Consider the following 19,717-nt stretch of genomic DNA (forward strand, 5'->3'; position numbering starts at 1 on the left):
TTGCATATCTCTATCTAGCATCCTCTGAATTCTACTTTTTTACAGAAAGAGCCCCTCCGGCTACCGGAGAGGCTCTTCTATACAGATCTATTTGCTGCGCACTTCAAAAATGGCAAATTTCAAGTAATGGCCTTCGTCCACACCGAGAATTTGCGGATGGTCTTTGCCTGCGGCCCGCCACTCGATCAGACGCAGCACTTTACCCGCATCCTTGGCGGCCTCCGCGATGGTGTCCAGGAACAGCTGCGGCTGCATGTGATAGGAGCAGCTTGCTGTTACGAGATAGCCGCCCTCGTTGACCAGCTTCATACCGTGCAGGTTGATGTCTTTGTAACCGCGGCAGGCGCCAGCCACCGCACTCTTGGTCTTGGCAAAAGCAGGCGGGTCGAGGATAACAACATCCCAGGTTCGTCCGCCTCCGGCTGTCATCGGTTTGGCGGTATCCGCTTTGGCCGCGGTTTTAGCGCCCGGCTTGGCATCCGTTTTGCCGGTAGCCCGCTCAGAGCGTTCTTCCACACCTTTGACCTGATTGCGCAGGAAAGCAAAGGCATCGTCGACTACAAATTCCACACGGTCGGTGAAGCCATTCAGTTCCACGTTGGCTTTGGCGCTCTCGATCGCATGGGCAGATACATCAAGGCAGGTGACCTTTTTGGCCCCGTATTTGCACGCATGGAGAGTGAAGCTGCCGGTATGCGCGAAGCATTCCAGCACTGTTGCACCGTCCCAGTAAGGGAAGGTAACCGGTTTGCCGCTTTTGTTAACCGGAAGAGTCTGAACTGTCCCGTCTTCTGCCGCAACCTCCTGCAGGGTAATGCCGCTTCGTCCACCCCAGCCCTGGATCAGCGGAGCAATGGAAGCCCTGTTTTCCCGCTGGTCAAAAAAGTATCCGGTCTTCTGACCTTCTTCTATATCAACAATCACCTTGAGACCGTTCTCACTCACAGTGATATGGCGCGGACACTCCCCGAACAACACACCGGTTCTCTGTTCCAGTCCTTCAAGCTCGCGTACACTCACATCACTGCGCTCATAAATCCCGCGCGGTGCCACAACCTCTACGAGCGCCTGAACAATCTGTTCGCGGCACTTGTCCATACCCAGTGTCAGCAGCTGCACTACCAGTACATCACCGAAGCGGTCGATGATCAGCCCGGGCAGAAAATCAGCTTCCCCGTATACCAGGCGGTACGCATCCGCTCCAGGCAGAAACCGTTCTCTATGGTGCAGACAGCTCGCAAACCGCTCGGCAAAAAAAGCGGTATCCATTGCCGCCAGCGGATCCTGGGATAGAATTCTTACCCGAATCTGCGAAGCAGAATTGTAATACCCTGTCCCGAGAAATCTTCCTTGATGATTAAGTACATCTACCAATCCGCCTGCCTGCGGATCTCCGTCTACGGATGCGACTTCACTCGCATAGACCCACGGATGGCCCTGCTCCAGTCTTTTTTTACGGCTGCGTTCCAGAATAACCGATGCCAATACCTTCAACTCCCTGTTCTTGTTAATGATTTGTATACATGTCCACTTCACTGCATTCATATATTGGTGTACAACCCCGTTCAAAGGAGCTTGTCCCTATGATCCGTGATCTGCTGTTCCCTGTCATATATGGTCTCGTCATTTTCCTCGCCGGCATGAAGCTGATGGAGGCTGCGCTGACGAGACTCGCCGGCCCTCTGCTTACGAGAAGTCTGCACAAAGCAACCTCCACGCCCCTAAAAGGCCTAATTGCCAGCAGCCTGCTGTCAGCAGTGCTGCAGAGCAGCACTGCCGTAACGGTGCTCACCATCGGCATGGTTAACGCCGGACTGCTGACCTATGCCCGGACGCTGGGTATCATCCTGGGCAGCAACATCGGCACCTGCCTGACCACAGAGCTGATCGGCCTGCAGATCAGCTCTATGGCCGCACCGCTGCTGGTCGTATCGCTCTGTATGTGGGCGGTGGCCGTCATGCTCGGCGAGCGGCCGTCCCAAGGCTCAAGGTTGGCGGACGCCATACGCAGCATTTCCACCCCCCTGCAGTTCCTCTGCCTGGCGGTGGCCGGGTTTGCAATGGTCCTCTGGGGCATTGCGGTCATGCAGTCTATCGGTCCCGCACTTCAGGCCAGCGGCCTGTTCCAATGGTTCCTGGACCATGCGGCAACCAGTGCGCTCTGGGGCCTGGCTGCCGGAGCCTGCCTGACCGCAATGCTGCACAGCAGTGCGGCTGTCATCGGCATGGCGATGGGCCTTGCAAGTTCCGGCATAATGCCGCCGGCGCTTGGCATCGCCGTCGTACTGGGGGCCAACATTGGCACCTGCGTCACCGCCGTCATCGCCGCCATCGGTGGCTCGGCTTCCGGCAAGTTCGTCGCCGGGTCGCATGTCGTGCTGAATGTCGGCGGCGCCCTGCTGTTCCTGCCCTTCATTCAACCGCTGCAATCCTTGTCTGCCTGGATCGGCGGCGGCCCTGCCGCCCAGCTCGCCCATGCCCAGACGATCTTCAATGTCGTCTGTTCACTTGGCGTGCTGCCGCTGTGCTACCTGCCGGTATGGACCCGGCTGGAGAAACGGCTGCAGGCATAACTGTCCAGAATGCATTATCGCTGTACCATTATACTTCAATCAGCCCTACAGTTCTAATGCTTGTTTAAGCGCTAAGAAAAAAGACCCGCATCCCCTCATACAGGCGGATTAACAGGTCTTGATGTTTTGCATCAGAAGATCCGGTTGTGCCGGATAATCATACTATTTTACTGTAACAGATACTGTTACCGTTTTATTATTGAACTTGCCTTTAATTGTGGTTGTTCCTTTGCTAACTGCAGTGATCATACCGGAATCGTTCACCTTGGCCACGGAAGGCTTAGAGCTTGTCCAAACCGTGCTTCCAGTGACAATGGCTGTCTTGCCGGTATCATACAGCGCAGTTACAACCACGGCTTGGGAAGCACCCGCTGCCAGATTCAGCCTGGTGTCACTGATGGTAATCTTGGTCAGCTTAGGTACCACGGTAATCTTGACGGTTGCCGTGATTCCCTGGTAGGACCCGGTAAGTGTTGCTGTACCTTCGCCAACAGCTTTTACAGATGTTCCTTTAACCGTAGCCACTTCCAGATTGGAGGAGACCCAATCCATCGCACCGGAGAAATTCGCTGTTTTTCCGTTAGAGAAGGTTCCAGTCACTTTAATTGCCTTGGAGGACTTGAGATTCATTTCAAGTGTGCTTGGCTCTATGAGCAGTTTGACGACCTTCTGCTCAATCATCACCGGAATACTGATTGTCTTGTTGGAATAGGTTCCCTTTAATGTTGCAGAGCCTTTGGCCAATCCCTTAAGGGTTTTGCCCGCAGTAGTCTGCTTGATCACAGCATTGCTGCCGCTAAGCTCCCACTTTACCGTCGCGGTGACATCCAGCTCATCCCCGTTCTCAAGCACTGCCTGAACTGCAGGCAGCGGCTCTTCTTCTCCAATAACCAGTCCCAGTGCATCCTCTGGTCCGATCAATACGAGCACTTTATTCAGAACGGTCACTTTCACTTCAACACTCTTGCTCCGGATTGTAGAAGAAGGAGCAGTGACTGAATTTTCCTTAATCTTGCCTGTAAGGGTTACCGTACCGGCCTTACCACCGACAAGCTTTCCGTCCTTGATCTGAGCAATTGCTTCATTTGGGGAAGTCCACTCCATTTGATCACTGATGTCGAGCTTCGTTCCATCATACTTCGTTCCGCTTACTTTTGGCAGGCTTACAGTATCCGCGGTGTAGAGCTCCTGCTCAGTTTTTTCTACAGTCATATCTGTAAGATTCGGGTATACAGTTAACTTGAACGACTTACTGACACCCAGGTAATCCCCTTTGATAACAGCCGTTCCGACTGCTTTGGCTGTTAGTGTTGCCACAGCATTATCCGAAGCTACCGTGTCGGCCGTTACTGTTGCTGTCAGTTGGTTGTCAGAAGTCCAGGTTGTGCCTGCTGTTTGATTCTTGGTGGAATTCACGGCATCCCGTACAAATGATTTCACTTTCAGACTTTCCCCAAGGAACAGGAATTGATCTCCTTCCGGCGTCAGCTGAAGCGCCTCATATGGCGAACGCACATAGACATCAACCGATTTGGACACGCCCAGGTAGCTTGCTGTAATAACAGCCTTACCAGGACCGAGTACTGTAATCATCCCTTTATCTACTTTGGCAATGCTATCACTAGAGGTTGTCCAGTTGGCATCTTTAGCAATATCTTTCTCCGGGCTGCTCTCTGTAGCTTTGGTCATTGCGCTCAATTGCAGCGGAGAATCTCCAACAACCAGTTCCAGCTCTTTCACAGCTGTGTCTTTAGCCTTCAAAACAATAGCCGAATAGGGTAGCTGCACGACGGCTTTGAAGGTGGCAGTCAAGCCTTTGTATTTCGCTGTGATGGTTGACGATCCTTCACCCACAAGGGTAATCTTGCCATCATCTACGGTCAGTACATTGGTACTGGAGCTGGTCCAGTCCGCATCGGTAGTCACATCTTTTACAGAAGTGGCTGAATCTCCACCAACGACTTTGGCTTTGACCAGCAGTGTCTCTGGACTGTCGCCCAGCTTATAGTTCCCATCGGAGCTGCGCTCCAGTGTTAATTCCTTATAGGGATAGCTTGTAGTTACTTCAATCGTAGCAACTGCATTGTTGTAGGTTGCTCTTATGATTGCCGTACCTGCGCCTTCCGGCTTCAATAGTCCGTAGAGTACACTTACTGCACTCGTATTGGAGGAAGTCCACGTGGCCGCAGCCGTCACATCTCTTTTGGAGGAGGAGCCTTCCACGTTAGCATATACTTTAAGCTGCTTAGGTGTCTGGCCTACGGTAAGTTCTATTTTTGCAGAGCTGTCGAATTCAATGGAATTGATGTCACCAGTAGCTGCAAAGACGTTTACCGGAAGTGCTACAACAGTCAACAATATCATAATGAGGAGCATTTTCGTCATTTTCCTGTACACAGTCATTTGTTCTCTCCTTAGGCATTGAAATTATTAGTGCTTGATTTCCACACTCTTCCACTATATCGACAATTAGTGCCCGAGTCTTTACCCTTAGTTCCGTTTATTTTGAGTTCCAGCCAAATTCAGGACTTTCTAACTATACGGTCTTTATCCCCAGCAGCGATAATGCTTTGCGTAAAATACGGATATTATTGGAGTATGAATTCCCGGTTCCACGGGTCCAGGCCACCGCCGGTTCATGCCATTCGACAGCGTTAATCTCTTCGGTCTGAGCCTTGGTCTCTCCTCCTACAGCTTCTACAAGAAAGTAATGAACCTCCTTATTCACTATGCCGTGAACCGGATGCTGAAACGTGTATTTAATGACATCAATCGGTACTCTGATCACTCCGACCGTCCCGGTCTCTTCACAAATCTCACGCAGTGCCGTCTCCTCCACGGTCTCGCCTTGCTCCATCTTGCCTTTGGGCAGCGAGATTTTACCATAACGGTCCACAATAAGCTGAATTTCCAGACCGGCAGCCCCTGTCCGGTAGACTACCCCGCCCGCTGAAATCTGCTTGTACGCCATATTCATCCTCCTAAAAGTTTTGCCAGCATTACTTCGTGATTGCGCTTCAGGCAAAACTTACTTCGTAAGCATTAACTTAGTTTTGCCAGCATTACTTCAGCGATTGTGCTTCAGGCAAAACTTACTTCGTAAGCATTAACTTAGTTTTGCCAGTATTACTTCAGCGAATTGCTTCAGGCAAAACTTACTTCGTAAGCATATGCCCCTCTGACTTTATTACCCAAATAGAAAAACAGCCCCACAAAGTGGGGCGTAGAGTTAATCTGCGCAGCTAAGCTGGAATAAGTAACACTAACCGAAACTCTTCTACATCCGTTCATATCCTAATCTCACTACACGATCTGACTAAGCCCGCTCCGGCTTACACTGACTAGCTCACCGCGGCATTCATTCACTCCGGCTTCCGTAATCTTCACCTGGCAGAGCTCTCCCTGCAGCGAATCATCGCCGCCAAAGAAAACCTGCAGATAGTTATCGCTGAAGCCATGCTGGGTGCTGCGTTCTGGAGCGTCTTTGGCTGATCTTTCAGCAATAACGGAGACTGTCTTGCCTACGAACTTGCGGGCGTATGCCAGCTGCATTTCTTCGGAGAGGTCAATCAGCTGCTGTACGCGGGCGTTCTTAATCTCTTCGTCCACCTGGTTCAGCATCCGTGCTGCCGGCGTACCCGTCCGTTTGGAGTAAGGGAATACGTGCATCTCGGAGTAGTTGACAGCCTTCATGAAATCATAACCGGCATGGAACATATCCTCGGTTTCACCCGGGAAGCCGACAATGACGTCAGTGGTTATGCCTACATCCGGCATCGCCTGGCGAATCAGCTCCATTTTGGCGTAGTACTCTTCTGTTGTGTATTTACGGCGCATCGCCTTCAACACCTCGTTATGTCCGGCCTGAAGCGGAATATGCAGATGGCGGCACATTTTGGAGCTGCGGTTCAGGACCTCAAGCAGTTTCCCGTCAATCTGACTGGCCTCAATAGAGCTGATACGAACCCGTTCCAGCCCGTCTACCTTGTCCAGCTCCCAGAGCAGGTCAGCGAGACGGTAGTTGTCCAGATCATCGCCATAGCCCCCGGTATGAATACCGGTGAGCACAAACTCCTTGTATCCGGCTTCCACAAGCTGATGCGCCTGGGCGACGATCGACTTCGGATCACGGCTGCGTGATAATCCGCGCGACCATGGGATAATACAGAAGGTGCAGAAGTTGTTGCAGCCATCCTGAATTTTCATAAAAGCCCGCGTACGGTCGGCAAAGCCAGGCACATCCAGCTCCTCGAATTCCCGCGTCTTCATAATGTTGCGGACAGCGTTCACGGGCACACGGGACTCCTGAATATTCTTCACATGAGTCATGATATGCTCACGGTCCTGGTTGCCAATCACAAGATCGACACCCGGAATATCAAGGATCTCACCAGGCGAGGTCTGCGCATAGCAGCCGGTAACAGCAACTATCGCTTCCGGATTGCGGCGCACAGCACGTCGGATCATTTGGCGGCTTTTTTTGTCGCCTGTATTCGTTACTGTACAAGTGTTGATCAAATAAACATCGGCGGGCCCTTCGAAATCAACCTGCTCGTAACCTTCATTTTTGAAAAGCTGCCAGATGGCTTCAGTGTCATAGAAATTCACTTTACAACCTAAAGTATAAAATGCTACGGATGGCATTGTTCAAACTCCCCCCATTTCTCCAGATTCATAAAGAATACAAGCAGCGGCTACCATACCTGCCGTCTCGCAGCGCAGAATACGCCGTCCAAGTCCGACTGAAACCGCTCCAGCCTCTTCGGCAGCACGGCATTCTTCAGGACTGAAACCACCCTCTGGGCCGACGACTACCATCACCTTGCCGGACGACTGCTGAGGTAGTCCGGCAAGCCAGGGAGCGGCCGCGCTGCGGAGCTGCAGGCCTTCTTCTTTTTCATAACAGAAATACACGGCGTCATACTCATTGAAGCTCTTCAAGAGCAGCTTCCAGGCAAGCGGAGAGTGCACTTCCGGAACGATGTTCCGGTGTGCCTGCTCGGCAGCCTCTTTACAGATTTTGCGCCAGCGATCCAGGCGTTTGCTCTCCTTACGCTCATCATACTGCACGATCGTGCGCTCTGAGAGAAAAGGAACAAAACCCACCGCACCGATTTCGGTGCATTTCTGAATCACGGTCTCCAGCTTGTCTCCCTTGGGCAGACTCTGGGCCACAGTAATCTTGATCCGCGGCTCATGCGTCATATCCAGCATTTCCAGTATATTGACGGTCACTTCACCTATTTCAATCCCGGCAATTTCCACCAGCGCCTCACGGGATACTCCATCGCTGACAATCAGCTTGTCCCCGGCCTTGCCTCGCATCACCTTCGCGATATGACGGGCGTCTTCGCCGCTAATGACCACCGTTTCCGGATGAAATTGCTCCGGTGTAACGAAATAACGCTGCATCTTCTCATCATCCTGTCCTTATTCAGCATAAAAGCGGCAGCGTTCCTGCTTCCCAGGTTCCCTGCCGCCGCTCTGTACACCTATATTCCTCTAAAAACACCACACAACATCATACAACGTTTGCCTGGCTGTGAATAGTCCCAGTTAAGGCTTCACATACCGAACAGCTTCAGGAATAGCTGGAGGAAATCATTCCCGATCTGTATAGACCAATTGTTCATTGGAGTAATTGTATAGTGACGCAGCCCGGGAATGAAAATAACCAGCAGAAAAACAAAGGACAACCACTGTTCGTATTGCTGCAAACTTCCGCGGACATTACGGGGAGCCACATCCTCCACAATGCGGTACCCGTCCAGTGGCGGCAGCGGAATCAGGTTAAACAAAAAAAGAAAGAAATTGAACTGGATAAAAATCCCGAAAAACCAGACAACCGCCCGAAGCAATTGTTCGTTTGTAATGGAATCAATGATTCCGGTTCCCAGCAATATGGCATAGATGAAGGAACCCAAGATTCCCAGCAGCAGATTACTAATCGGGCCGGCTGCTGAGACGATCACGCCCATCAGGCGGGGACGGCTGAAGTTGTCGCGGTTCACGGGAACCGGACGGGCCCAGCCGAAGCCAGCGATGAGCAGCAGAATAATTCCGAACAGATCAAAGTGAACCGCAGGGTTGAGCGTCATCCGGCCCAGCATCCGTGCGGTAGGATCGCCGAATTTATTGGCAAAATAAGCGTGACTGAACTCATGCACCGTAAATGCAATTACAATTGTAATCAGAAAGAACGGGAGTTGCTGCAGCGGAATACGTATAATACTTTGCAAGAAATCCATCTTTACCTCTTTCCGGCTGTAAACGCCACCCAATCTTCTTCACGGGATACTTCCCTAATCTCAAAACCGGAAGCTGCCAGCGCTCCAGCAACAAGCGCTTCCTTATCCTTATAGATACCGGAGGTAATATAGATCCCGCCCGGCTGAAGTGCACGGTAGACATCATCCGTGAATAATACAATGATCTCTGCCAAAATATTGGCGACCACGATTTTGACCGGCAGGGTAACACCAAGGCCCACTTCGTTAGACGGAGCAGAAGAAGAAGCCTCAGGTTCCGCCACATGGCCGGGTCTGGCTGAAGGCCACATCTCTCCGGCCGCCGAATCCAAAGCCCGCTCGCCGCCCAAGAGCGACAGAAGATCGCTTTCCTTTACCGTAATCGCTTGCTGCAGCCGGTTCAGCGCCACATTCTCCCGCGCACTTTCTACCGCTACCGGGTCCAGATCCAGCGCCAACACCGATTTAGCGCCCAGCAGCATCGCACCTACGGCAAGAATGCCAGAGCCAGTACCCACATCGATCACCTCTTCGCCGCCTTGGATATACTTTTCCAGTGCGCGCAGGCAGAGTGCCGTGGTTGGATGTGTTCCGGTTCCGAAGGCCATGCCGGGATCCAGTTCAATAATCTTTTCATCCGGGCCTTGAGGCGTGTATTCCTCCCAGGTCGGCTTAATGGTCAACCGTTCCGATACACGAAGTGGCTTGAAATACTGCTTCCAGGCATGGGCCCATTCATCTTCATCTACCGTTTTCCAGGAAATTAACGCTTTGCCGGGGTCAATCCCGAACTCGCGCAGCTCTGCAACTCTTGGAGCCAGTTCTTGGATAACATCGTCCATGGAGACAGTTTCAGCATAATAGCCCTTAATCACCGCTTCCCCTTCAGGGATATCATTGAGCGGCTCATCATATAGTTCACCGTAACGGGTGTCCCGTACCTTATTCAGCGTTCCTGATTCTTCGATGGAAACACCGCCTGCTCCGGCTTCATACAGCAGATTAGATATCATCTCCTGTGCTTCTTCTGTTGTATGTACCGTCAGTTCGTGCCATAACATGTGTGTGGGTCCTCCTAAAAGTTTTGTAGCAATTGAATATTTAACAGTATACCATTTCTTCCCCACGCAGCGCCAAACTGCCGATTATCTCCCGGACAGCAGACCTTTTTGGTGACAAAAACAATCTGTCGTATGATCATCCACCATGCCGGAGGCCTGCATAAACGCATAACAGATGGTAGAGCCCACAAACTTCATCCCCTTCTTCTTCAGCGCTTTGCTCATCTGGTCGGACTGAGGACTGGTAACCGGAACTTCAGACCGTGTTTCCCACCTGTTAATCACTGGCTCTCCGCCGGTAAAAGTCCAGAGATATTTAGCGAAGCTCCCCTCTTCCCGGCAAATCTGCTGGTACACTACCGCATTCTGGATGATCGCATTGATTTTTAACCCGTTTCGGATGATTCCCGTATCCTGCATCAGTGCTTCGATTTTGGCTTCGTCATACAGAACAATCTTCTGTGGATTGAATTCGTCGAACACTTCACGGAAATGCTCCCGCTTCTTCAGAACCGTATACCAGCTCAATCCGGCCTGCATCCCTTCCAGCATCAGCAGCTCATACAGTTTCCGGTCATCGTACAGGGGCTTGCCCCATTCCTCATCATGATAAGCCATATACAGCGGGTCTTCATTAACCCATGCACAGCGTGTAATATTCACAATCAAGCTCTCTCCTTCTTCTGCTCAGACAGTTATCTTTCATGATTCTCGTAATAAGCCTCATCGGCATATTTGGGGTCCGTTCCTTTTAAATAAGCCAATATCAGCCTTGGACGCTTCGCCAGCATCCAATCGCCCGCTTGGTCAAATTTACGGCAGGAGGTAATCATATGGGCTTTGGTAATCGTACCAAATTTCTTGCCATTCCGCTTCCCCCACTTCTTCAGACGCAAGGCGAAATCGGCATCCTCGGTCATCAGCAGCTCTTCATTAAATCCCCCGATAGCCTCAAAATCAGACTTGTAGCACCAGAAGATCCCAACAGATATAGCCCCGTATTTAAAAACGAGCGGGATTATCAGCATGAGTGTTGACACCACAATCCCCAGAGACATTCGCTCGTATCTGGCCGTTGTACCCCCTCCGATATAAGTACCCAGCGAGAGCAGTCTGTCCATCTCAGACAGCATCCCCTCAGTCATTTGGCTATCCGCATCAATTGTGACCAGTATTTCTCCTCTGGCGGCTGCGGCACCGGCATTTCGGATCTGTGAGAGATTTTTGCGGTCATCGTGAATAACCATACAGTTATAAGACTTCGCTATCACTTCGGTTGTATCCGTACAGCGGTTAAGAATGACAATTACCTCCACCTGATCCGGAAAAGACTCCGCCGCCGCCGCAATGGACTGAAGGCATTTGGTTATGTATTTCTCTTCATTATGTGCGGGAATCAGGACAGAAAACTTGATTTCACCCTGCACCTCAGGGCCGGCAAAAGGGGTACTGCTCATAGGGGATCCTCCTTATTTTTTTCAGTTAAAAAGCCTCCCTTACCATACGTACGCAGCGAGGATTCGTTGCAAAAGTAAAGAGGTGCCCTTACCCGCCAATGGGTCTGGACACCTCCAATGCTAAAAATCATTTACGTATTTTCCCTAATACTCACAGCGGATTTAAGGCTGCAGTTGTACCCGCGTCTCTTTGTCCGGATCGTCCGTCGTGTAGAAGTACATATAGACAGAAGCCTCAGTGCCTTTGAAATTCTTATAGACATCAATCGCTTTATTATTTCCGTCTTCTCTAAAGTTAGTGGTTACAGGTTTGCCTAGCGGATCGTTGTATTTCTCCCCCATATTGGTCTGGTTGATCCCGCCAAAATGAGGGTCGTCACTGCCAGTTTCAATGTACAGGTCTTTTCCCTGCATGTAATACGTCCACTCCACAGGATAACCGCCAACATCGCGGATCAAGGTCTGTTTCTCAGTGGATATATTCTTTAAAAGTGTCGGAGCTTTATCATCGGTATGAATCGTCACTTTATATTTTCCAACAAAAGTGATCGGTGTGCCCTCGTCAACCAACAGTCCTGCTGGACGCTCAAAACGAAGCGTGATCAGATTAGGATCCTCTGTGGAGTATCCATAGTAAAAGCCACTTTTAAGTGTTCTGCCATCCACCAGTAGGAAGGATTTCTTATAGGGCATCTGCTCCTGATCACCATTCCCTTTATATCTTATGGAAAGACGGATCTGTGTAGGAGTAATCACCATTTTCTCTATCGTGTTGCTGGTATCTCCAGGCTCCACCGGTACATCCAGCTTCTTAATAATCGTTCCACTCTCCATCTGCTTTTTGCTTAATTCCAGCTCAAAGAACCACGGCCCGGGAATGCTGCGCTCCTGCTTCCAGTATTGCAGCTTAAAGCGGGTTTGTCCTGGGGTAATTTCATCCGCCTTTAAAAAATGCTTCAATTTGTATTCCCCATGATCGCCCGGCTCACCGAAGGTGCCTCCAGGCAGCTCTTTCACCATAGTTGTACCGTTGTATGCGGCAATCTGCGGATAGACCCAAGCTTTGGTCAACGGATCATCGAAGGTAACTTCCCCTAAGAGCAGCAGTTTATCCTTGCTTTGAACCAACGGCTGAACATCTATTTTTCGCATGCCTTCCCGGCCGATGTTAAAGCTCTGCACTTCCGGTGATGCGGGATTCAAGGGAAGCTCCTTGGACTGCACTGTCTTCAAATCAATTGCGTCTGCAGTTAAAATAATCTTCGCTGTATCCTGCCCCGGTGTCCAATCACTCTCAAAATAACCGTTATACCGCTGTTTTTCCTCATCCCACTGCACGTAGTTATATTCGCCTTCCTTGCTGCTATTTGTTCCCTTTAAGGTCATACCTTTCACATTCCAAAAATCGGTTTCTCTATGCTTCCCAACATCTAGACTATAAAGTATGACCGTGCGGTTCTCATCCACAATGGCTGTCTGAAGCGTAAGCGTCACCCCATCCTTGGTTATGGATTGGCCCAAATGCTGTCCAAGGTTCTGATCTAATGCCGCCTGAATCCCCTCATTGCTGCGTAAAAGGTTACCCCAATCATAGTGAATCGCCGCATATACAGGAGCCGCAGCCACAAGCACACTAAGCGAAACTACAGCAGCAATTTTGCTCCAGCTTCTTGGACGGCGGGGAATAGCAAAAGCTCTGCCTGCCTGTAACCTGGAGGAGTTGCTTTCTGCTTGCTCTATGCGTGTCCACATATCATCGAAATCAGGATAAGTTATGGCTTGGTCTTCATTTAATTGACGCTTGAGTACATCTTCCAGTTGCTTCATAAGGTTCTCCTTTCCACGCCTCTTCCGGCATCCCAGCTTCCAGCAGCACGTTCTTCATCAGCTTCAGGCCCTTATGCAGTCTTGATTTGGTTGTTCCGAGCGGAATGGACAGCGCCTCCGACACTTCAGCCAGGCTGAAGTCGTGCATGTACCTCAAGGTCAGCACCGCCCGGATCTTCACAGGAAGCCGCGAGAGATAAACCACCCATTCCTGCGAGGTTTCTTTTTGCTCGACCAGCCCTTCTACTGACTTCGCCACACCTTTTCCCTGAAACAGATGAAGATTGTCCGCCAACTTGTGCTGCAGGCTGCGCCTGCGCTTCAGATGATTCAGACAGGCATTTACGGTGATTTTCATAATCCAGGATTTGAGATAATCAATACACTGCCAATCGCTGCGAAAAACCGTAATAAATACCTCCTGGCACAGGTCCTCGGCATCCGCCGCATCATGCACCATGTAATAGCAGGTCCGGTATACATCCTTATTGTAGGTTTCGAACACTTCCCGGTTGCTCTCCAACTCATGCGCCCTCCTTTCTTGTTATCCTATGTATTCAACAAACCAGCCCCGAAAAAGGTTCATTTCTGGAGTATTAATCAAAAAAAACAGCATGGACCTCTTTCATTAAAAGGTCCATGCTGCTTATATAGTACTCCGGTCAGATAATATTCAGCACTTCACGGGCTTGGGTATCCAGTTCCTGCGCTGAGGTGGCGATCCCTGTGAACTCCTGCAGGGCGACCTCAACCTGCCGCTGGCTTTCTTCTACACTATTTTGAACCTGATCTATTCCTGAGGACATTCTGCCAATTTCCTCTGTTATACCTTTTACACTGTCACGTACCTCAGTGATAGAATCCTGAACCATAGCCGACAGCTTTCGGACTTCTTTGGCCACCACATCGAACCCGCGCCCGAATTCACCGGCGTGTGCAGCTTCAATTGCCGCGTTAAGCGCGAGCAGATGGGTCTGCGAGGCAATATCACGGATCGTCTGCACCACGCCTTGAATCTCTCCTGCTTTATATTGCAGATTGGCCAGCGTCAGGGTATTCTCACTCGAGACTCCGGCGATTTTGTCAATGCTCAGCAGCAGCTCCTGGCTCCGCTCAATCCCTTTTTCCGCACGCTGATTCAGACTATCGGCCATCTCCTGCATCCGTTCCACTACACCGCTGATGTTGATCTGCCTGGAGGTAATATTGGTTGCGACCTTGGTCACACCGATGACCAGCTTGTCTGCCTCATCAAAAATTGGCATGTACGTAGCCTCCAGCCATACCGAACCGCCCTCGGAGTCCATCCGTTCGATTTTATCCTGAAAGCTCTTGCCGGATAATAAATCTTGCCAGAACATTTCATAATCCGGACTGTTCACAAATTCAGGAAAACAAAATTCACGGTGCTGCATTCCGTACATATCCTGTGACCTGTACTTCATTGAGCTGGCGAACACCTCATTGACATAGGCCACTTTGCGTTCAAGATTAAAGCGGATTAAGGCGAGATTTCTTTCCAAAGCTCTAATAACGAGGGTATCTGTTACTTCCTGGGCTGATACATTCTCCATTATGACTTCTCCCCGTAACACTCAAATTTATGATCCTGCGAACTTTAAATTTTCAATTTAACCCTTTTTCATATTAACGGTATAATCAAGGCTTTGGATTACAAAAATGCAGAAATTTTTCCATAAATCGCTGCAAAAAAAATAATTCTATTCTTCCTCCACAAAAAACAAAAAAACCGCAGACCTTTTGCCCGCGGTTTTGAGCGTTTGCAGCTAATGTTATTCGGAATATTAATGCAGGATTTCCCGTTTGTTCACTTTAGCACCAGATAACGATTGATCAAACATATCGAGAATAAAGAGGAAGCGCTCTGCTTCACGGAATACATGGTCCGCCAGTAAAGGATGAATGATGCTCTTGATCCGGCATTCCTCAATTAGATCACGTGCGGTTTTCTTGAAATCACGCAATGATTTTACAGAAACCCGATTTTCGTCCACGAACTGGCTGAGGAGCGGAGGCGTTTGAGATTGCGGTCGCATATGGCTCAAATCCATGGCCTGAAACAGTAGCTTATCAAAATCATTACTGAATTCCCGTGCCTGATCGACCAGTTTCCGTTCGGACGGATCCAGCAAATGACCAATGAATTTGGCATGATCAGCCATGATCTTCAGGAAAAAGACATTCTCATCAATTATGGCATCAGGCAGCGGTTCGAGTCTTCCCGAATTAAGCTCCTCCAAGCGGTTTCTGAAATAATTAGCCTCCCGGCTAACATGATCCACCAGTAAAGGGAAATTCGTTTGTCCCGGAAGCTTGCATTGCAGGATCAGGCCCAGCACCTTTCTTTTGAACGCCCAGATATTGGTCGCCGCAATACGAACCTCCGTATTAAACGCCTGAATGGTGTGGGGATCAACCCCTATCTGGAATTCATAGGACCTGCGCTCGATCTCCTCAAAAATAGCGTAAAACTGGTTGGCTTCATTCTTAAGCTGCGTATCCTCAGCCCTAAACCCCAAACCCAAAAATAAGGAATGCTCCTTCATGATCCTTGACCAAAATCGGATTTCATCTAGCGACCGGGCCACAAACTCATCCAATGACTATTCCTCCCTTGCATAAATAGAATTCATCTACAGCTATGCATATGGAGTTTGGTTGTCCTCTATGATGATTGCCCAACAATTATTGCCGGAATAGGCTCCCGCACAATAGACCGCTTATCGGCGGCAACTATTGACGAACCAGCGGCAAAAAAATATCGTCCACGATCTCCAAAATCGTTGAATCCGACACTGGCTCATGGGTGGTAAGGATTTCATAGCGCAATAAATCAATAGGAAGAGAAACCACACGCTCATTGATTTGTTCCAGTCTGACCTCACCACGCTTCTGCGCGTTTTTCAATATATTCTTCATGGCGGCGTTCAGCTTATCTTCCGTTTTTGGACGCATCAGCTGGGAGGACAGGTCATTGCCGTGATACTCCACCATCAGAGCATGTATGGTTTCCGCGCCGATCTTTTGCATGGGCTTCGAGATTCCCTGAAGCAGATTAATCACATCCTTGCGAAGGTCACCTGTAGCCGGAGCAAAAATATCCGGTTGGGGCACATGCTTGACGATGGCCGCAACCACAATCTTAACTTTGTTCGGCCAGCGGCGGTATATGGCGGTTTTGTTTGTTTTTGCCCGTACCGCAATATTCTCCATCGTCAGTTGGGCGTATCCGACCTCCTCAAGTTCCTCCCAGGCAGCCTGCAAAATAGCATTCTCCAGGACGTCGCCACGGCGGCGTGCGCCCTTAGGCTGACCCTCCTCCTCCTTTGAATGCTCAGGTGGAGATAACAGATCATTTTGTGTTTGATCCATAGCTATTCCTTCTTTCATATATTTTCACCATTTATTCATTGCATTTCGGGTAAAGATAGTATAGCTTATATTAATAAGGTACGGTACGTACCGTACCTTAAAAGGTGAGTGGAAGGAGTATTTTACATGTCAGATATTCAAGCCAAACCTCAAAAAGCACAGATTGAAAAACTCGATCCTGCTGTACTCAAAGTAGCCCTTATACTGGTATTCGGTGCTCTGGCGCCGCTGTTTGATTCAACGATGGTCAATGTGGCGATAGACACACTCAGATATGATCTGAACAGCACTGTTTCGGTCATTCAATGGGTAATTACCGGATATATTCTGACCATGGGCATGGCAGTGCCGGTTTCCGGCTGGGCTGTCAATCGTTTTGGCGGCAAAAAGGTATATATGTTTGCACTCGTTGTATTTTTTGCAGGCTCCGTTCTCTGCTCACTGGCGTGGAGTCCCGGCAGCCTGATCAGCTTCCGGCTTCTTCAAGGGGTTGGCGCGGGAATATTGATTCCTACCTTGCAAACCGTGCTTGTCCAGACCACGGGTGGCCGGAATCTCGGAAGGGTGATGTCGATTATCAGTGTGCCAACCTTACTTGGCCCCATTCTCGGTCCTGTCCTAGGCGGAATCATGATCCATGCCTTAAGCTGGCGCTGGATATTCTATGTGAATATTCCCATTACTATGATTGCCCTATTGCTGGCCTGGCGGGGAATACCGTCGGATAAGCCGTCCCCAAGCAAACAGTCACTCGACATAGCCGGCCTTCTTCTCTTATCACCAGCCTTCGCCACGCTCATTTACAGTATTGCCCAGATCAGTAATTATGGCGGTTTGAAGGGCAGCCGGGTAATCCTTCCCCTGGTGACGGGTCTGGTCCTTATGGCGGCATTTATCGTCTACGCTTTACGTACTAAAAAAGCACCGCTGCTTGACCTGCGCCTCTTCAAATCACGCATTTTTTGCGCTTCGAATGCTACAGTGTTCCTTGCAGGCATGGTCATGAACGGAGCTTTGCTCCTCTTGCCATTATACTATCAGCAGGTATGTGGTGAAAGTGTGCTCTATACGGGTGTACTGCTAATCCCTCAGGGGATTGGCATGCTGCTGACCAGAAGCTGGATAGGGGGGCTGTCCGACCGAATGGGCTCGCGGATCATCGTGATCCTAAGTCTACTTGTTACAATAGCTGCAACACTGCCATTTACCTTCGCAGGTCCCGACACCAATCAGCTTCTGCTCGCAGCGGCGCTGCTGGTAAGGGGCGCCGCTCTGAATGGACTCCTGATTCCAGTTATGGTTTCCGCCTATGACGGATTACGCAAAGATCAGGTTCCACATGCCAGTATTTCAATAAGGATTTTCCAGACCATCGGGGGAGCGTTCGGAGCGGCCATACTGGCAACTGTCATCGCACATCAGCTTTCGGGCCATTCAGCACCAGGTGCCCGGACGGTTGCAGACGCATTTCATGCAGCCTTTTGGTGGTCGATTGGATTCACGGTAGCTGCTTTTATTCCCTCAGTTTTTTTGTCAAAAGCTGGAGCGGCAAAGAAAGCCTGACTGATAGCATATACTCTAGTCAAAAGAGGGACCTGAAGCCACAAATGGCTGTCAGGACCCTCTTTGGCAGATTTCCATCAACCAACGTTCTTTATTCCTCTCATTATAAAAGAAGAAACGGTGCACCATCCCATTCAATCCTTCTGGGACAGTTACTTTTTCGAACCATAGTCCCCCATTTTAATACCCCAGACAGAATCCTTTTGGAAAGCTGCGGCTTCCCGCAACTCGGGCAATCTCGGGTCCTGAGGATAGTGCTGCTCCAGGTATGCGACAAAAGCCCGGCGAAAGCCAATCTCCGCCTCCAGCTTGTTGAATTCATTCGGATGCTTATCCATCTCCGCAAGCGCTCTCTCCCAGCGGCTCAGATCAGCGTTCTCCGACTGCCCGCTGCGGATCTTAACGGTTAGCTCGCGCAGCTCGCCGTAAGCCCTTTTTACGTTCGAAGAGTAGACCTGCTTCTGGTTCAAAAAGGTGAGCAGCGCCACCACCAGAGCCAGCCCGCTCCATAACACGATGTTATCCATAGTATCCCCCTATTTACCCTGTGTGCTTAATTATACTACGTATTCCTTGGCGGAAGCAGGTACGAAACACAAAAAACCCCACAGCCGTGGGGCATCTTTTAAATATCTTAAGGTCTATTCCTTCTTCAGAATTTCATGAAGCTGACGTTTGTCAGCCTCCAGTGAGCGGTCCTGCGCCTCCAGATCATCCGTGTCTGCTTCTGCCGCAGAATAGACAACATCCTCGGCCTTCGCTTCATAGAGCATTTTCATTTTGTCAGTTTTGGAGAAGATTTTCGAGTTCTCTCTGTCCATTTAAATTCCACCCTCCTATATAGATTCATCCCTATAAGAAAACATTTTTTTGTATAGAGCCCTGAGGCATCAGATCATTCCGCCAGCCTCTTCAATTAAGGACAGCGCCTGATCAAAAACCTCTGAATCAAGCACAACCGTCAGCAAAATATCCCGGCCAGTCGGCCCTCCCTCTCCGCCATGGCTCATCCCGCTGGCACTCGAATCCGCAGCCGCCAAAATACCGGCAGAATGACTATCCAGCGTGGAATTAAGCGTCAGGGTTGCCAGACTGGGGATATCCCCCGTCAGCGGATTATTTCCCGAATATCGGGCGCCTCCCGGATATTTGCTGAACCGGTCTATCGACATATCAATAACCCGGAGGGATTGCAGCTTACGGGAGACTGCCTCGGCAGCTTCAGGACTTTTAAAATAAGCCAGTATATTTTTTTCAGACATCTATATCCCTGCCTTCCTGGAATGCCATACGCCATGTGTACAATTCTATTTTGCATTCAGGAGAAGAAATTTATGCGTATCCTGTCAAATGTGGCATTGCCTCATAACCACTATGTATTCCCTACAAAAAAACTAGGATTTAGAGGACATCTCCAAGTTTTTTCCTTAATATGGTACAAAAGTAGTATATAACATCCCTCCGCTTAACTGTAAAATAAACTTAATTTTATATATCCTGCTGTCTTACTTTACCAAAAAGAAACAAATCGCCAAAAGGAGATGATAAATCACTAGAATTTAGGTTTTACACGAACAATAAAGTATTTTCCCGCA

The 19,717-nt window shown here is 49.7% G+C and carries 19 protein-coding genes; 2 read left to right on the top strand and 17 right to left on the bottom strand.

Annotated features, from left to right (window positions below; genetic code table 11):
* Positions 1-87: 87 nt before the first annotated feature.
* Positions 88-1,485 (bottom strand): class I SAM-dependent rRNA methyltransferase, encoded by a 1,398-nt coding sequence (locus A3849_RS17135; RefSeq protein WP_074112513.1) that lies wholly within the window; start codon positions 1,483-1,485, stop codon positions 88-90.
* 98 nt (positions 1,486-1,583) lie between these two features.
* Here A3849_RS17135 and A3849_RS17140 point away from each other — a divergent pair, with 98 nt between their 5' ends.
* Entirely contained in the window at positions 1,584-2,573 is a 990-nt protein-coding gene (locus A3849_RS17140; protein ID WP_074112514.1) for a Na/Pi cotransporter family protein, read from the top strand.
* A gap of 162 nt (positions 2,574-2,735) precedes the next feature.
* Here the strand turns inward: A3849_RS17140 and A3849_RS17145 are convergent, their stop codons facing one another.
* The 13 genes from A3849_RS17145 to A3849_RS17205 all read right to left on the bottom strand — a co-directional run bounded on the left by A3849_RS17145 (position 2,736) and on the right by A3849_RS17205 (position 16,559).
* Complete coding sequence (locus A3849_RS17145; protein WP_074112515.1) at positions 2,736-4,976, bottom strand: Ig-like domain-containing protein; 2,241 nt, start codon at positions 4,974-4,976, stop codon at positions 2,736-2,738.
* Positions 4,977-5,109: 133 nt separating this feature from the next.
* Positions 5,110-5,544, bottom strand: a complete 435-nt coding sequence (locus A3849_RS17150) for an NUDIX hydrolase (RefSeq protein ID WP_074112516.1) — start codon at positions 5,542-5,544, stop codon at positions 5,110-5,112.
* Positions 5,545-5,876: 332 nt separating this feature from the next.
* On the bottom strand, positions 5,877-7,217 hold the full coding sequence (gene mtaB / locus A3849_RS17155; protein WP_074112517.1) for a tRNA (N(6)-L-threonylcarbamoyladenosine(37)-C(2))-methylthiotransferase MtaB: 1,341 nt from the start codon (positions 7,215-7,217) through the stop codon (positions 5,877-5,879).
* A gap of 3 nt (positions 7,218-7,220) precedes the next feature.
* On the bottom strand, positions 7,221-7,985 hold the full coding sequence (locus tag A3849_RS17160) for an RsmE family RNA methyltransferase (RefSeq protein WP_074112518.1): 765 nt from the start codon (positions 7,983-7,985) through the stop codon (positions 7,221-7,223).
* 152 nt (positions 7,986-8,137) lie between these two features.
* Complete coding sequence (locus tag A3849_RS17165) at positions 8,138-8,821, bottom strand: site-2 protease family protein (protein ID WP_074112519.1); 684 nt, start codon at positions 8,819-8,821, stop codon at positions 8,138-8,140.
* Between the two features lie 2 nt (positions 8,822-8,823).
* Entirely contained in the window at positions 8,824-9,882 is a 1,059-nt protein-coding gene (gene prmA, locus A3849_RS17170; RefSeq protein ID WP_074112520.1) for a 50S ribosomal protein L11 methyltransferase, read from the bottom strand.
* Between the two features lie 84 nt (positions 9,883-9,966).
* The gene (locus A3849_RS17175; RefSeq protein ID WP_074112551.1) at positions 9,967-10,545 is read right to left on the bottom strand and encodes a DNA-3-methyladenine glycosylase I; all 579 of its coding nucleotides are present in this window, start codon (positions 10,543-10,545) and stop codon (positions 9,967-9,969) included.
* 32 nt (positions 10,546-10,577) lie between these two features.
* Positions 10,578-11,339, bottom strand: coding sequence for a glycosyltransferase (locus tag A3849_RS17180; RefSeq protein WP_074112521.1), 762 nt, complete (start codon positions 11,337-11,339; stop codon positions 10,578-10,580).
* Between the two features lie 162 nt (positions 11,340-11,501).
* Positions 11,502-13,166 carry a DUF4179 domain-containing protein gene (locus A3849_RS17185; RefSeq protein WP_074112522.1) on the bottom strand — a complete coding sequence of 555 codons (1,665 nt, stop codon included), beginning with the start codon at positions 13,164-13,166 and terminating at the stop codon, positions 11,502-11,504.
* Positions 13,126-13,689 carry an RNA polymerase sigma factor gene (locus tag A3849_RS17190; protein ID WP_074112523.1) on the bottom strand — a complete coding sequence of 188 codons (564 nt, stop codon included), beginning with the start codon at positions 13,687-13,689 and terminating at the stop codon, positions 13,126-13,128. The genes A3849_RS17185 and A3849_RS17190 overlap by 41 nt, the downstream gene beginning before the upstream one ends.
* Before the next feature lie 139 nt (positions 13,690-13,828).
* Positions 13,829-14,740 carry a methyl-accepting chemotaxis protein gene (locus A3849_RS33890; RefSeq protein WP_074112524.1) on the bottom strand — a complete coding sequence of 304 codons (912 nt, stop codon included), beginning with the start codon at positions 14,738-14,740 and terminating at the stop codon, positions 13,829-13,831.
* 231 nt (positions 14,741-14,971) lie between these two features.
* Positions 14,972-15,787, bottom strand: a complete 816-nt coding sequence (locus A3849_RS17200) for a DUF2935 domain-containing protein (protein WP_074112525.1) — start codon at positions 15,785-15,787, stop codon at positions 14,972-14,974.
* A 133-nt stretch (positions 15,788-15,920) separates the two neighbouring features.
* Entirely contained in the window at positions 15,921-16,559 is a 639-nt protein-coding gene (locus tag A3849_RS17205; RefSeq protein WP_074112526.1) for a TetR/AcrR family transcriptional regulator, read from the bottom strand.
* A gap of 126 nt (positions 16,560-16,685) precedes the next feature.
* Here A3849_RS17205 and A3849_RS17210 point away from each other — a divergent pair, with 126 nt between their 5' ends.
* The gene (locus A3849_RS17210; RefSeq protein ID WP_074112527.1) at positions 16,686-18,122 is read left to right on the top strand and encodes a DHA2 family efflux MFS transporter permease subunit; all 1,437 of its coding nucleotides are present in this window, start codon (positions 16,686-16,688) and stop codon (positions 18,120-18,122) included.
* 152 nt (positions 18,123-18,274) lie between these two features.
* Here the strand turns inward: A3849_RS17210 and A3849_RS17215 are convergent, their stop codons facing one another.
* From A3849_RS17215 to A3849_RS17225, 3 genes are all read right to left on the bottom strand, one after another.
* Entirely contained in the window at positions 18,275-18,649 is a 375-nt protein-coding gene (locus tag A3849_RS17215; protein WP_074112528.1) for a hypothetical protein, read from the bottom strand.
* 114 nt (positions 18,650-18,763) lie between these two features.
* A complete protein-coding gene (locus A3849_RS17220; RefSeq protein ID WP_074106767.1) occupies positions 18,764-18,943 on the bottom strand; it encodes a YfhD family protein in 180 nt (59 codons plus the stop codon).
* Between the two features lie 69 nt (positions 18,944-19,012).
* Positions 19,013-19,384 carry a hypothetical protein gene (locus A3849_RS17225; protein WP_074112529.1) on the bottom strand — a complete coding sequence of 124 codons (372 nt, stop codon included), beginning with the start codon at positions 19,382-19,384 and terminating at the stop codon, positions 19,013-19,015.
* Positions 19,385-19,717: the final 333 nt, after the last annotated feature.

The sequence above is a fragment of the Paenibacillus sp. P46E genome (assembly GCF_001909095.1).
Classification (GTDB): Bacteria; Bacillota; Bacilli; order Paenibacillales; family Paenibacillaceae; genus Paenibacillus_AQ; species Paenibacillus_AQ helianthi.